Genomic DNA, 14,490 nt, shown 5'->3' with positions numbered 1-14,490 from the left:
GCATCCAGAACCAGCGCCGGGGCGCGCTGGCACGCGTCGTCATGGAGGCGGCCATTATGGCGGAACCCCTTTGTTCGCGTTGAATCAGAGGCTCTTGAACTCGCTCCAGACGTCGTTCCAGTCGGCGATTTCCTGCTGATTGGGCAGTTGGCGGAACTGGATCTTCTTCGCCTTGTACTCGTCCATCACGTTGGGGCCGGTCAGCGTCATGCGCAGGATCTCGGCTTCCTTCGTCATGGTCTCGTTGAGCAGCTTCCAGCCGGGAATCGAGGGGATCGACTTCTTGTTATCGACCTTGGTCGCCATCTTCACCTGGCCCTCGGGCGAGGTGGTGTACTGGATGAACTTGCGAGCAAGGTCGCGCTTGGGCGTGCCCTTCACGATGGAGAGCGATTCCGTCCACTGCAGACCGCCTTCCTCGGGGATGATGGTGTCGACCGGCACGCCGTTCATGCGCAGGCCGAGCGTGATCCATTCGCCGATGCCCGGCACCAGCTGGGCGCGGCCATTGGTGAGCGAGGAGAAGATGTCGGCGATGGTGTAGAAGCCGGAGGCCTGCTGCTTCAGCGAGAACAGCTTCTCCTTCACCGCCTCGAAATGCGCCTCGTCGATATCGAAGGGCGGGCGGTTGCCGTTGGACAGGCTGATCGAGCCCATGGAGGGCAGGTACCAGTCGAAGAAGCCGACCTTGCCTTTGGCCTTCTCGCTCCACAGCGCGGCGTAGGAGGCGACTTCCTTCGGGGTGAATTCCTTGGTGTTGTAGGACAGGCCGAGATAGCCGAAATCGGTCATCACGCCGTAGAGCTTGCCGTCGAACCAGTGCAGCGGGAATTTCTGGAACTCCGGCCAGTAGTCCTTCAGCGGGTAGTCCGCCGGGTCCATCTCTTCGATGAAGTCGGCTGCATGCAGTAAGTGCATGTACTCGGCATCGGCGAGCACCACGTCGAACGAGCCGGGCGGCGACTGGTTGATGACGGCAAGCATCTGGTCGCCGCCGACATATTCCTTGATGCGGATCTTGACGCCGTTCTCCTTCTCGAACTGCTCGACGAGATAGGGATCGGCATTGCCCGGCCAGGAGAGATAGTTCAGCACCTTGGGATCGTCAGCCTGGGCCGACGACCAGCGCGAGGTGGCAGTGAGGGCGCCGGCGGCGACGCCGGCCTTGAGGAAGGAGCGGCGACTGATGTCGCCCGAAAGGAAGGGTGTGCGCATCGGGTCTGTTCCTGCTTCTGGACTATATCGCATGCATCAATTGCATGCGATATGAAAAGCAAGGCGCGTGCCAACAGTCCGATTTTCACTGAGGCTAACAAATGCAACGGATTATGCGTTGAGGCATCTGGACAATGAGATCGCCGGGTGCATTGAGAATGCGCGGAATGATTAAATCGCATGCACTAACTGTGTGCGATACTCGAACGACCGGGCAAATGAGGAAACGCATAACGTTCGGTTCCGAACGACGAGTTACTTCCGGCTTGTGACGCTGGAGACTGGGAGTCGACTTATCCCGAACGGCTTCTTGCATACATTCCTTGGGAGGCCATATCGCGCAAAAAGGGTGTTACGTAGACACACCCCAAGCATCATCGCGACCTAGCTCAGGAATGCCGGATTGGTAAGCACATTTAAGCGCTAGGCACGCGCCAGCAAAGTGCCGATCAAGTATTGCCGCAGCACAGCAAAAACCCTTCAAGCGCACAAGACATCACTGGCATGGCTTTCTTGGATCTGGGAGCAGCGGCGCAAAAATGCGCCGCCCACCACGTCGAATGTCCGCTGCCAGGCAAGACGGGAATGTCTGTTCCTGGCGCAATGCCCCCACGACCTTTTTGCGCTTCTGTTTTGTCGCGCTATTGCATAGGCCGCTGGGGCTCGATCGGTCGCTAGTGTCCATGCGGGCTCTGGATAGCGCTTACAATTCTATCGTCGCAGGAACTCGCCATGCTGCGGTGAGCCAAGCAGTTCGCTATCGCACATCACAGTACGTCCGCGCACCATGGTGAGTGTCGGCCAGCCGGTCACCTCTAGTCCCTCATATGGGGTGTAGTCGGACCCGTCATGCAGCAGGTCATGGGTGATCGTGACCTTTCACTGCGGATCCCAGATGGCGATATCGGCATCCGCGCCGATGGCGATCGTGCGTTGCGGGGATAGAGGCCATAGGTCCTGGCGTGATTTGTCAAGGTGAGCGCGACGAAGCGATTGAGATCAATCCGCCCCTTCACCGTGCCTTCCGAGAACAGGATCGGCAGGCGGGTGGAGACGCCGGGAATGCCGTTCGGCACCCAGCGGAAGCCGGTGCGCCCCTTCGGCGTGGGCTTACCCGCCGGATCGTTGTAGCGGAATGGACAGTGGTCGGAGGAGAACAGCGAGAACACGCCCTGCTGCAGCCCCTCCCAGCAGGCCTGCTGGCTCGCCGCATCTCGTGGGGCGGAGAGCAGACATACTTCGCGCCTTCCATCCCCAGCCCGCGAGATCGCTCTCAGTGAGCATGAAATATTGTGGGCAGGTCTCGGCATGGACCTTCAGCCCCTTCGCCTGAGCGCGGCGGATCTCCTCCATCGCCTCGCGATTGGATACATGGACGATCACCACCGGCACATCGACGAGCTCGGCCAGCGAGATGGCGCGATGCGTCCCCTCGCGCTCGACGGGGATGGGACGCGAGGTGGCGTGGAAGCGTGGCGCCGTCTGGCCGAGCCGCTCCAGACGGTCGGTGAGGAAGCGGATCGCGTCGTAATTCTCGGCATGCACCATGACGATCGCCCCCGTCTCGCGGGCGACCGCCATCACCTCCAGGATCTCGCGGTCCGAAAGCGCGAGCCCCTCATAGGTCATGAACACCTTGAAGGAAGAATAGCCGTCCTTGATGAGGGCCGGTAGCTCCTGCCCGAGCACCTGCGGCGTCGGATCGGCGACGATGAGATGGAAGGCGACGTCGATGTAGCAGCGCCCTTCCGCTCTGGCGTGATAGAGCAGCACCGCCTCGCGCAGCGACTGCCCCTTCTCCTGCAGGAGAACGGAAGCACCGTGGTGTTGCCGCCGAAGGCGGCCGAGCGCGTGCCGCTCTCGGAATCATCGGCCATCACCACGCCCGGCCCGGAAGGCTGGGCGAAATGAACATGGCTGTCGATGCCGCCCGACAATACCAGACGGCCGGTGGCGTCGGTCACCTCGGGGGCGTCGCCGAGCTCATGTCCAAGCGCGACGATGCGGCCATCGCGGATGCCGATATCGCAGGCGAAGGTGTCCGACGCTGTCGCGACGGTGCCGCCGCGAATGAGGGTATCCAGCTGCATCGGCTCGGCTCCCGGCTTGAGCGTGTCATTCGGCGGCCCGCGGCACGTCACGATGTTCGAACAGCATCGCCAGCGCCGGATCGAGCCCCAGCGTCGACTTGGCGGCCGGCCGGCGGAAGGCGCCGACGGTCGGCTTGCGCGGCGCGAGCGCGACCAGGGTCTCCACCTGCTTCACGGCGGCGGCAATCGGATCGATCACGGGCACCGGGATGCGGTCCGCCACCTTGGGTGCGAGGCCGGCGAGCGGCGCACCCGAGAGGATGACCACCTCGGCGCCGTCCTCCTCCACGGCCTGGAGGGCCAGAGCGACCAGACGTTCTTCCTTCTCTTCCTGCACCGTGGCGAGGGTGGAGAACGGCTGGTCCGAGAAGCGGATGCCGGCGCAGCGTTCTGCCATGCCGTGCATGGCGACGCAGTCGCGATACCAGCTGCCGAGGGCCTCCGCGAAGGTGACGATGGCGAAGCGCTGGCCGAGCATGCAGGCGGTGAGCATCGCCGCCTCCGACATGCCGACCACCGGGATGTCGAACAGTTCCCTTGCGGCGAAGAGGCCGGGGTCGCCGAAAGCGGCAATGATCGCGGCATCAACCTCGCGATGGCATTCGGCCAATACTTCGAGAGCGATGGCGCCGCTGATCTGGGCCTCGGCCTTGGTCGAGATGTAGGGAAATCCCCGCGGCGCGGTGGCGGTGATGAATTCCGTACCGGGAGCGGCGGCGCCGGCCGCGGCATGCTCCAGCAATGCTGTTATGGCTTCGGTCGTGTTGGGATTGAGGATCAGGATACGCATCAGTTTGCCTGTGATCTGGTCTCAAGGTCGTCATCGGGCTGCTCCTGGACGACGCTGCCGCGAGCCGCCTTCGTGGTTGCCGTCTGGGCGACAATGGCACCGGTCCGCTCGACATGTTTGGCGAACAATATTCCGGCGTTCTCGGCATCGCCCGCCTTCAGGGCGGCGAGGATTTCCCGGTGCTCCATCACCGATTGCTCCCACCGGCCTTCCGCGCTCAGCGCCATGAAGCGGGCGCGCTCCAGCCGGCCGAGCAGCCAGTCGTGAGTTTCGATGAGAACCGGGTTCTTCGCTCCGGCGACGACCAGCCGGTGAATCTGCTGGTTGATGTCGAAATAATCCTCCAGCTCGCGGCGCGTGCGATGGCGCTCCATGCGGACCTGCAGCGCTTCCAGCCGCCTTATATCGGCGGTGGTCATCCGCCTCGCGGCAAGCCGCGCGCCGAGGCTCTCGATGCCGCTCTCGACCTCGAAGAGATGGGCGAGCTCACGGGCGTCGATCAACGAGACCACCGGGTTGCGGTTGCGCCTGAGCTCCACGAGCCCCTCGGCGGCGAGCAGCTTGATCGCCTCCCGCACGGGTGTCCGCGAAATGCCGAGCGCCTCGCAGATTTCCGGCTCGCCGATACGGGCCCCGGGCTGGACGTGACCACGCACAATCATGCGCCGGATCTGCTCGACCGCAATGTCGGTGAGGGAAGGCCGATGCACCTTGTGCAGCGGCACGGGCCGGCGCGCACGCTGCCGCGTTTCTCCCGGCTTCGTGTCCGCGCCGTCCGTCGTGGCGGTCGACATATCGTCCGGCGCTGTCATCGACCGAGCCTTTCATCAACGAGGGCGTCATCTTCCCCATCCATCGCATGTTCGGCGAAGGCGGCGAAGGCGAGGACATCGAGATCGCTCCCGCGCGCACCGATGATTTGCAGCCCGACAGGCAGGTCGTCCCGCCCGTTCCCGATGGGGAGCGACAGCGCCGGTACCTTGGCGTGGTTGAACAGCGGCGTGAATACCGCATGAGCCCGTGGCTCGACCTCGATGCCGCCGATGCGCTCGGGGCCGAGCTGCGTCAAGGGCCAGGAGACGCACGGCGTCGTGGGACCTATCAGCAGGTCGACCTCCGAGAAGAACGCCGCCGCCGACCGCTCGATCGCGCTGCTGAGCTGGAGGGCATGGGCGACCTCGACACCCGACAACGACAGGCCGCGCTCGATCTGACGCCCGATATCGGGATCGAACAGGGCGGGATCACGCCGCCACGTCTCGCCATGGATCGCGGCAAGGCCGGCATGCTGGAGCGCCATGAGCGCAGTCTCGCTCGCATCGGCCGGCCAGAGCGGATCGCGCCTCTCGATCCGCGCGCCGGCGCGGTCGAGATGCCCGACGGCCTGCCCGATGGCCTCGGCGACATCGTCGTCCACCGGCACCTCGAGGCCGAGGCGCGGACTGAAGGCGATACGCAGATCCGAAAGCGGCTTCGGCGGCCGTCGCGGCGGCCGGCCGGCGAGCACCTCGAACATGAGGGCCGCGTCGGCAACCGTGCGTGCCATGGGCGCCATGACCGACAGCCCGACGAAAGGCTCGGCAAAGCCGGGGCCATAGGGAATGGCCCCGAAGCTCGGCTTGAAGCCGATAATGCCGACATGAGCCGGCGGGCGCCGGCTCGATCCGCCAGCATCGGTGCCGAGCGCCAGCGGCACCAGCCCCGCAGCGACGGCGACGGCCGGCCCGCCGGACGAGCCGCCCGGCGTCAGGCGCGGGTCCATCGGATGGCGGGTCGGGCCGAAGAGAAGATTGGTCGTAACGCCCTTGGCGGCGAATTCGGAGGTGTTGGCCATGCCGGCGATGACAGCGCCGGCCTCCCGCAGCCGCTTCACCGCCACGGCGTCCTCGGGAGCGATGAAATCGGCGAACAGGCGGGAGCCTTGCGTCACCCGCCGCCCTGCGACCCAGATATTGTCCTTCACCGCGACCGGAACTCCCGCCAGCGGCAGTCGCTCGCCCGCAGCGACGCGCCGGTCGACCGTGCGGGCCTCGTCCCGCATTCGGTCCGGGTCGAAAGTGACGATGGCGTTAAGCGCAGGATTGAGCGTCTCGATCCGCGCGATGGCGGCCTCAGCGATCTCGACCGCCGTCCTGCGCCCTTTCACGACCGCGGTGGCGATCTCGGTCGCGGAAGGGGACGACGTCACCGGTATCTGTGAACGCGGCATCAGAACTCCGCCAGTCTGCGCAGGCCAACGAGCCGGTCGGCGATCAGGAGGAACAGGACGGTCAACACGATGAGGCAGGTCGATATCGCCGCGATCGTCGGATCGGGCGAGGATTCCAGATAGACCAGCAGCTGGATCGGTAACGTCTTGTGGTGCGCGTCCACCAGGAACATCGAGATCGGGTAGTTGTCGATCGAGGACAGGAAGGCGAACAGGCCGGAAGTAAGATAGGCGGGCGCCAGCAGCGGCACGAGCACCTTCAGGATGGCTTTCGGCGGCGCCATGCCGAGGGTGCGCGCCGCTTCCAGCAGCGAGAAGTCGAACAGGCTGAGCGCTGCCTGGACGTTGCGCATGACCAGCGGCAGGGTGATCACCACGTGGCCGATGAGCAGGCCGAGATAGGCGTCGCGCAGGCCGTAGCCGCGCAGGAACTGCAGCAGGGCGACGCCGAGCACCAGTCCCGGCATCATCAGCGGCGAGATCATGAAGGTCGAGATCGCCTCACGGCCGGGAAAGCGCCCCTGGGCCACCGCAATGGCGCAGAGCGTGCCCAGTATCAGCGAGATCGCCGTGGAGATGAGAGCGATCTGCACCGAGAGCGACACGGCGTCGAGGAGTTCCGGCTTGCTGGCGAGGATCGTGTACCAGCGCAGCGACCAGGAGGGCGGCGGCAGGTTGAACACCGGCGAGGCCGAGAAGGAGACGATGACGGCGACGACAAGCGGCGCCATCATGAACAGGGCGACCGCGCAGGCGACAGTCCAGATGATAATCGTGGTCAGGCGCTCGATGGCTGTCATGTCTCGTGCCTCGTCAACCGGATGAGATACTGGCTGCCCATGACCACCGCGACGGCGATGACGAGCAGGATGACGGCGATCGTCGAGCCGAGCGCCTCGTTGCGGAAGTAGAGATAGGAGCGTGCGACGAGCCTCGGCAGCGTCATGAACTGTTCGCCCATCAGCAGGTTGGGCACGACATACATCGACACGGTGAGCGAGAAGACGAAGGCCACCCCGGCGATGATGCCGGGCAAGGTGAGCGGCAGCAGCACGTGGAAGAACCGGTAGACCGGCCCGGCTCCCAGCGTCGCGGCAGCCTCCGGCAGTCGGGCGTCGACGAGCCGCAGTACCGAGTAGATCGGCAGGATCATGAAGGGCAGGAACACGTTGACGGCGCCGATGACGAGGCCGGTCGGCGTGAACAGCAGCCGCAGCGGCGCGTCGATGAGGCCGATGCCGAGCAGCGCCTGGTTAAGGATGCCGTTGGTGCGCAGCATGATCGTCCAGGCGAAGGCCTTGACGACCACGCCGACCGACAACGGCAGGATGAGCGAAACGAGCAGCGCCATCTGCACGACGCCGCGCGAGCGGGCGAGCGCCACCGCGGTCGGATAGCCGATCACGAGGCACGCCAGCGTCGACATGCCCGCCGACCACAGCGTGTTGTAAGTCACCTGCCAGTTATAGGCATCGGCGAAGAAGCCGGCGAAGTTCGCCAGCGAGAGCCCTTCGGGCGTGCGAAATGCCGCGAACAGCAGGATGGCGAGCGGTATGGCATAGGCCGCGACGAGATAGAGCACCGCCGGCAGCGCCAGCGCCGCCGTCGGATCGATCTTGAAACCGCGATGCCCTGGCCGGGCAACGGCGGCAGTGTGGGGATCGAGGGTCGCCTTGCTCATCACTGCACCGGAAGGGCCAGAGTGTCGGAGACCGCCCAGGCGAGAGGCACGGGCCCGCCGATGGCCAGCGGTTCGGCGAGCCGGGCGGGCACATCGATGGACAGGCGCTCACCATCGGTGAAGGCGAGCTGGAGCACGGAGCGCGGACCCAGGAAGATCCGCTCCACGAGCGTCAATTCCAGCCCACTGTCATCCTCGCCGGGCGGCGCGAGGCGGATGTTCTCCGGCCGAACCGCCACGAACACCGACGCGCCGGTGATGAAGTTCGCTGGGGCGCGGAAGCGGCCGCGGGCGGTCTCGACGACGACTTCGCCTTCCTTCGCATCCACCACCTTTCCAGGGAAGCGCGTCGACGAGCCGACGAAATCGAGCACGAAAGGGGTCGCCGGCCGCCGATAGATCGTCGCCGGGTCCGCAAACTGCTCGATCCGGCCGGCATTCATCACCGCGATCCGGTCGGACATGACCAGCGCCTCGTCCTGATCGTGGGTCACGAAGATCGCGGTGATGCCGAGCTCGCGCAGCAGCATCCGAAGGTCGATCTGCATGGATTCGCGCAGCTTGCGGTCGAGTGCCGAGAACGGCTCGTCGAGCAGGAGCAGGCCCGGCTTCACCGCGAGCGCCCTTGCCACCGCCACGCGCTGCTGCTGGCCGCCGGACAACGCTTTCGCGCTGCGGTCGACAAGGTGGGAGAGCTGGACCAGCGAGAGAAACCGCTCGACGGTCGGCCGGATGGTCTCGCTTGCCGCGCGCTGCGCCCTGAGCCCGAAGGCCACATTGTCGAACACGCTGAGATGGGGAAACGGCGCGTAGTTCTGGAACACCACCCCGACATTGCGCCTGTGGGCCGGCAGCCGCGTCAGCTCCCGTCCGCCGAGCAGGACCTGGCCGCCATCGATGCCGATCAGCCCGGCGATGAGGCGCAGCAAGGTGGTCTTGCCGCAACCGGAAGGGCCGAGTAGCGAGACGAATTCTCCCTGTCCAACGGCGAGGTCGAGGTTCGAGAGCACGTCGACCCCGCGATAGGACTTGGTGACCCGCTCGACCGCCAGATAAGCATCCGGCATATGTCCGGCGGGCGAGGGCGCGCGGGCGCCTCTTCCATTTTCGACGAGAGACAGCGAGGTCATGCCGCGATCTCCCGGTCGAAGCGCTCGATCCAGGCCTGGCGGTTCTTGGCGACATTGCCCCAATCCGGCGCGAATACCGGAATGTCGGCGGGCACGATGTCGCTGGGCGGCGCCTTGGTGCTGGTCGGCAGAGCGAAGGTCTTGGTGATCATCGCTTCCTGGAATTGCGGCCCGAGCATCTCGTTGATGAAGGCGAGCGCGAGCTCGTCCTGCGGCCCGCCCTTGACGCGAGCTATGCCCGAGGGCATGGCGCCGACCCCTTCCTTCGGCGCGGCGAGCGCAACCGGGGCGCCCGCCTTCTCGCGCGGAATGGCGAATTCGGAGAAGGCACCGGCCAGCATCGACGCCTCGCCCTGTTCGAGCAGGTTAAAGCTCGCCGGCATCTGGGTGTAGATGTTGAGGATGTTCGGCTTCAGCTGCTTGAGCTTGGCGAAGGCCGCATCGATGTCGTATTGCGCCTCGGCGAGCGGCTTGCCGGTGGCGAGCGCCGCGGCGAAGATCAGCGGCCACACCCCTTCCGTGTTCTGCAGCGAGGGGATGATCACTTTGCCCTGCAGGTTCTTGTCCCAGAGGTCAGCCCAGCTGGCGACCGCCTTCGCGCTGTCGGTGTTGAAGCCGATGCCGCACCAGGGCTGCTGGTAGTTGGCCCACATGCCATCCATGTGGACGGTGCCCGGCTTGAGGCTGGACAGGTTCGGCACCCCGGCCGGCGTGAGCTTCTCGATCACGCCTTCGCCGACCGCCTGGATCAGCACGGGGTCGTCCATCATCACGACCGACAGATAGGGCTTGTCCCTGTTCTGGCGCATCTTCTCCAGGTTGACGCTGGAGCGGGTGCCTTCGAGCGCGATCTTGCAGTCGTACTTCTTCTCGAAAAGCGGGACGACGGTCTCGTTCATCCAGCCGACATGGCCACCGGCGCAGCCGATGATCATCTCCTTGGTCTGCGCGCGGACGATGGACGGAAAGCCCGCGATACCCGTTCCGAGAACGGCCAGGCCCGAGGCGGCCTTGAGGATGGAGCGACGCGTCGGGCTGAACGTGGGCACTGTTTCGTTGGGCATGCGCTTGTTCCCCTGTTGCGAATGTAAGAAATTGCAAAGGGATAAAAGCACGATATGCCAACTCATTATCATATTGATTTCAATAACAATTTTCAAAAATAGAATTTAATATTTTGCATAAAACGTGCGCATAATCAGGCGGCGTTCAGCCGCAATTCTGGGCAGTTCGCGAGCAGAGGGACAGATATTCCGACGACTTTTGAGCCGAGAGGAGGCTCTCGGACTGGCACTCGGCCGAGGGCGACGCCACTCTTTGCGGCCCCATACGGCCCGCCTTAGCTGACCGAGCACGAACGTTTTCACCTTGGCAATGTCAGCTTTGCGACGGGCAGCGAACATCCGCTTTTGGCGCGTCGCGGTACATCGCGAAGAGCTCTATTGGGCCAGGATGCTTTCCACATAATCGGCAAATGTGCGCGCCTTTGCGCTGGCGAGGCGCCCGGTCGGGAATACGGCCCACAGATCGACCGGCGGCAACTCCCAGTCCTTCAGCACGCGCCGCACCGCGCCGCTCTCGAGTTCCGGTGCGAACATCCAGTCAGAGTTAACGGTCAGCCCCATATCGGCGAGCACAGCCGCGCGGATCCCCTCCGCCGCACTCAGGCGCACGCGACCCTTGACGGCGACGGAGGCCTGCGTGCCGTTCCGGCGGAAAGTCCAGCTGTCGCCGAGCTGGCTGTAAACGATCGCCTCGTGGATCGCGAGATCGGCGGGGCCCTGCGGTGTGCCGGCGCGGGACAGATAGGCCGGGGTCGCGATCACAGAGCGGCGGCCGCGGGCGATCCGCCGGGCAACGGCGGTGGAATCGGTTAGTTCCCCCATCCGAAGCGCAAGATCGATACCCTCTGACACCAGATCGATGACGCGGTCATCGAGCAGCACGTCGATTTCGATGTCGGGATGGCGGGCGAGGAATTCCGGCAGGCGTGGAACGATGAGCAAGCGCGCGAAAGTTGTCGCCGCCGAGACGCGCAGGCGTCCCGACAGGCCTGCGCCGGCGCCCCGCGCGTCGAGTTCGGCCTCATCCGCCTCGCGGATGGCCGATCGCGCCCGCTCGAAGAACCGAAGCCCCGCATCGGTCGGCGCGAGACTGTGCGTCGAGCGGACGAGCAGTCGCACCTGAAGGCGCTCCTCGAGCTGGGCGATGGTCTTGGAGATGGCCGGCTGGCCGACGCCGATCTGCCGCGCTGCAGCGGAGAACGATCCCGCCTCCACCACGGTCACGAACACCTGCATGGCCTGAAGACGATCCATGCTCATTCCTCCTGAGAATGAGCATTATCTCCTCAAGCGGGCTGCCGCAACAATCGGGGAATGACGATAACAGCTTCACGACACGCCAATACGGTTCAGGAGCTGAACATGATCGACGTCTACGCCTTCGCCACGCCCAACAGCGTCAAGGTTTCGATCGCGCTGGAGGAAATGGGCCTCGCCTATGAGATGAAGTCGGTAAACGTCCGCGCCGGCGAGCAGAAGGCCGCCGCCTTCCTGGTCCTGAACCCCAATGGCAAGGTTCCGGTGCTGGTCGAGCGCGACGGCGACGCCTCGTTCGTGCTGACCGAGAGCGCGGCGATCCTGGTCCATCTCGCGGAGACGACCGGCCAGCTGCTGCCGACGCAGGGGCCCGGACGGGCCCGCGTCTTCGAACAGCTGTTCTTCCACGCCTCCGCCCTGAGTCCGACCTTCGGCAATGCCGGCTTCTTCAAGCGCTCGTCGCCAGAGCCACAGCCCATCGCCGAGGCCCGCTTTTCCACCGAGGCGGAACGCATCCTCAGTCTTCTCGAGGAAAAGCTGGCCAGCCAGCGCTTCACCGCCGGCGACGATTTCACCATCGCCGACATCGCCCATTTCGGCTGGCTGTGGCGGCGCGCCTTTCCCGGCGTGACGTTGGACGCCCGCCCCAACCTCTCCCGCTGGTACGAGACGATTGCCGCCCGTCCCGCCGTGCAACGCGCCATCGCCCGCGTCGAGGCCCTCGTCCCGGCGGCCTGACCTTTCCCCATCCCCTCAACCGTGCGCACGCACGAAGGAGCTATCCCATGTCCCACTTCGACACCTACAAGACCACCTTCGCCAACGCCCAACTCACGCGCTCGGACAACGGCGTGCTTGAGGTCCGCCTCCATACCGATGGTCAGAAGCTGGTTTTCAACGGCCACACCCACGAGCAGTTCGTCGAGCTGTTCCACCAGATCGGCGCGGATCCGGACAACCGGGTCGTCATACTCACCGGATCGGACGACGCCTTCATGGATGCGATCAGCCCCGAAGGGTTCGATTTCTTCTCGCCGCGCGGCTACGACAAGATTTATCGCGAGGGCAAGAAGGTGCTCATGAACATCCTCGACATCGAGGTGCCCATGATCACCGCCCTCAACGGCCCCGTGCTGCTGCACAGCGAATATGCGCTGCTGACCGACATCATCCTCGCGACGCCGGAAACCGTGTTCCAGGACAAGCCGCATTTCGACTTCGGCGTCGTACCGGGCGACGGCGTCAACCTGCTCTGGCCGGAAGTGATCGGCAGCGTCCGCGGCCGCTATTTCATCCTCACCCGGCAGGTGCTCGACGCCGCAACAGCGAGGGAGTGGGGGGTCGTCAATGAGATCGTCCCCGCCGGCCGACTGCTCGCCCGCGCCCATGAGATTGCCGAGGGCATCGCCGCCCTGCCCCCGCTCACCAGCCGCTACACCCGCATCGCGCTGACGCAGAAACTGCGCCGGATCATCGACGAGGGTGCCGGCTATGGCCTGGCGCTCGAAGGCATCAGCGCCGCCGAGGTTGCCCGCTCGATGGCGGCAGCCGGCTGACCGCAGCCCCCTACCAACCCGACATCAAACTTCATCAAGGAGAATCCCGTGTCTCTCCAGGCAAAGCTCGACGCCTTCAAGGCTGATTTCCAAGCCGGCAGGCCGCCCTACAACGTGCCCCGTTCGGTCATCGAGACGATGCACCGCGCCACCGCTGAGCTCATCGCGTCCGGCGCAGCGCAGCGGGCGCTCAAGGCCGGCGACAGGGTCCCGGCCTTCACCCTGGCCGATCCCGACGGGAAGGCGGTTGCCTCGGCCGACCTTCTCGCCAGAGGGCCGCTGGTTATCACCTTCTATCGCGGCGTCTGGTGCCCTTATTGCAACATGGAACTGCAGGCGCTGCAGGAGGTTCTGCCGCAGTTCCAGGCACTGGGCGCGAGCCTCATTGCGATCTCGCCGCAGAACCCGGTCAACAGCCGCAAATCGATCCGCCAGAACAACCTGTCGTTCCCGATCCTGTCGGACCCCGGTAACGAAGTCGCCGCGGCGTTCGGTCTGCGCTTCGCCCTGCCGGACTATCTGGTCGATCTCTACAAATCCCTGAAGAACGACCTTCCCGCCTTCAACGGCGACCCGAGCTGGACCCTACCGATGCCGGCCCGCTTCGTGGTCGGCGAGGACGGCACGATCCTCTATGCCGAGGTCAATCCCGACTATACGCGCCGGCCCGAGCCGGAAGACATGCTGCCCGCGCTTCTCCGCGCCCGGAGCGCGACGACCGCCTGACCCATCCGGACATGCCCCGTCCGATGCGGGCGGGGCGGAGAACGCACATGCAACGGACCTTCCTCATCACCGGCGCCAGCAAGGGCATCGGCCTCGCCCTCTCGCAGCGCCTCGCGGCGCAAGGTCATCGCATCATCGGCATCGCGCGACATCGGAGCGACGACTTCCCCGGAGAGCTCCACACACTCGATCTCGGCGCCACCGAAGCGAGCCGGCGACTGGCGCAGATCGTCAACACCCATCCGGTCGACGGCGTCGTCAACAATGTCGGGCTCGTGCGCGCCGCCCCGCTCGGGGCGATCGAGGCCGCGACGCTCGACGAGGTGCTGCGGACCAATCTCCACCCCGCTCTCGCCGCCGTCCAGGCCGCCTTACCGACCATGAAGGCGCGCAGCTGGGGTCGCGTCGTCAACATCTCCAGCCTCACCATCCTCGGCGCTCTGGAGCGTACGTCCTATGCCGCGGCGAAGGCGGCGCTGGTGAGCTTCACCCGCAGCTGGGCTCTGGAGCTCGCGACCACCGGTATCACGGTCAATGCGGTTGCGCCCGGGCCGACCGAGACCGAGCTGTTCCGCGCCAATAACGCGCCGGGCAGCACGGGCGAGGCGCGCTACCTCTCCGGCGTGCCGATGGGGCGGTTCGGAACGCCGCAGGAGATCGCCAACGCCGTCGCGTTCCTGATGTCAGACGATGCGGCCTTCATCACCGGACAGACGCTGCATGTCGACGGAGGTGCCTCGATCGGCAAGGCGGCGCTCTGACCTTCGGCTAC

General features: G+C 65.3%; 13 protein-coding genes and 1 pseudogene. 4 read left to right on the top strand and 10 right to left on the bottom strand.

The window, feature by feature from the left end; translation table 11 throughout:
• Positions 1-84 precede the first annotated feature (84 nt).
• The 10 genes and pseudogenes from MKI84_RS05170 to MKI84_RS05125 form a co-directional block, all read right to left on the bottom strand.
• Positions 85-1,215 carry an ABC transporter substrate-binding protein gene (locus tag MKI84_RS05170; protein ID WP_241617102.1) on the bottom strand — a complete coding sequence of 377 codons (1,131 nt, stop codon included), beginning with the start codon at positions 1,213-1,215 and terminating at the stop codon, positions 85-87.
• A 711-nt stretch (positions 1,216-1,926) separates the two neighbouring features.
• A pseudogene (gene hydA, locus MKI84_RS05165) lies at positions 1,927-3,305 on the bottom strand (dihydropyrimidinase).
• 25 nt (positions 3,306-3,330) lie between these two features.
• Positions 3,331-4,095, bottom strand: coding sequence for an aspartate/glutamate racemase family protein (locus tag MKI84_RS05160; protein ID WP_241617099.1), 765 nt, complete (start codon positions 4,093-4,095; stop codon positions 3,331-3,333).
• Positions 4,095-4,907, bottom strand: a complete 813-nt coding sequence (locus tag MKI84_RS05155; protein ID WP_241617098.1) for a GntR family transcriptional regulator — start codon at positions 4,905-4,907, stop codon at positions 4,095-4,097. Before MKI84_RS05155 ends, MKI84_RS05160 begins: the two co-directional genes overlap by 1 nt.
• The gene (locus MKI84_RS05150) at positions 4,904-6,304 is read right to left on the bottom strand and encodes an amidase (protein WP_241617096.1); all 1,401 of its coding nucleotides are present in this window, start codon (positions 6,302-6,304) and stop codon (positions 4,904-4,906) included. Before MKI84_RS05150 ends, MKI84_RS05155 begins: the two co-directional genes overlap by 4 nt.
• Positions 6,304-7,104, bottom strand: coding sequence for an ABC transporter permease (locus tag MKI84_RS05145; RefSeq protein ID WP_241617094.1), 801 nt, complete (start codon positions 7,102-7,104; stop codon positions 6,304-6,306). The genes MKI84_RS05150 and MKI84_RS05145 overlap by 1 nt, the downstream gene beginning before the upstream one ends.
• Positions 7,101-7,985: an ABC transporter permease gene (locus MKI84_RS05140; RefSeq protein ID WP_241617092.1), complete on the bottom strand. Its 885-nt coding sequence runs from the start codon at positions 7,983-7,985 to the stop codon at positions 7,101-7,103. Before MKI84_RS05140 ends, MKI84_RS05145 begins: the two co-directional genes overlap by 4 nt.
• Positions 7,985-9,115, bottom strand: coding sequence for an ABC transporter ATP-binding protein (locus tag MKI84_RS05135; RefSeq protein WP_241617090.1), 1,131 nt, complete (start codon positions 9,113-9,115; stop codon positions 7,985-7,987). Before MKI84_RS05135 ends, MKI84_RS05140 begins: the two co-directional genes overlap by 1 nt.
• Complete coding sequence (locus tag MKI84_RS05130) at positions 9,112-10,179, bottom strand: extracellular solute-binding protein (RefSeq protein ID WP_241617087.1); 1,068 nt, start codon at positions 10,177-10,179, stop codon at positions 9,112-9,114. Before MKI84_RS05130 ends, MKI84_RS05135 begins: the two co-directional genes overlap by 4 nt.
• Before the next feature lie 375 nt (positions 10,180-10,554).
• On the bottom strand, positions 10,555-11,433 hold the full coding sequence (locus tag MKI84_RS05125) for a LysR family transcriptional regulator (protein WP_241617085.1): 879 nt from the start codon (positions 11,431-11,433) through the stop codon (positions 10,555-10,557).
• 108 nt (positions 11,434-11,541) lie between these two features.
• Between MKI84_RS05125 and MKI84_RS05120 the strand changes: the two genes are divergently transcribed.
• The 4 genes from MKI84_RS05120 to MKI84_RS05105 are packed head-to-tail and all read left to right on the top strand — an operon-like array spanning position 11,542 to position 14,479.
• Positions 11,542-12,174: a glutathione S-transferase family protein gene (locus MKI84_RS05120; protein WP_241617082.1), complete on the top strand. Its 633-nt coding sequence runs from the start codon at positions 11,542-11,544 to the stop codon at positions 12,172-12,174.
• 47 nt (positions 12,175-12,221) lie between these two features.
• A complete protein-coding gene (locus MKI84_RS05115; RefSeq protein ID WP_241617080.1) occupies positions 12,222-12,992 on the top strand; it encodes an enoyl-CoA hydratase/isomerase family protein in 771 nt (256 codons plus the stop codon).
• A 48-nt stretch (positions 12,993-13,040) separates the two neighbouring features.
• Entirely contained in the window at positions 13,041-13,718 is a 678-nt protein-coding gene (locus tag MKI84_RS05110) for a peroxiredoxin-like family protein (protein ID WP_241617078.1), read from the top strand.
• A gap of 47 nt (positions 13,719-13,765) precedes the next feature.
• Positions 13,766-14,479 (top strand): SDR family oxidoreductase, encoded by a 714-nt coding sequence (locus MKI84_RS05105; RefSeq protein ID WP_241617076.1) that lies wholly within the window; start codon positions 13,766-13,768, stop codon positions 14,477-14,479.
• The last annotated feature ends 11 nt before the right edge of the window (positions 14,480-14,490 follow it).

Source organism: Ancylobacter gelatini (assembly GCF_022601675.1).
GTDB lineage: Bacteria > Pseudomonadota > Alphaproteobacteria > Rhizobiales > Xanthobacteraceae > Ancylobacter > Ancylobacter gelatini.
The sequence above is the reverse complement of the archived record's forward strand: the minus strand, read 5'-3'. Positions and strand labels throughout refer to the sequence as shown.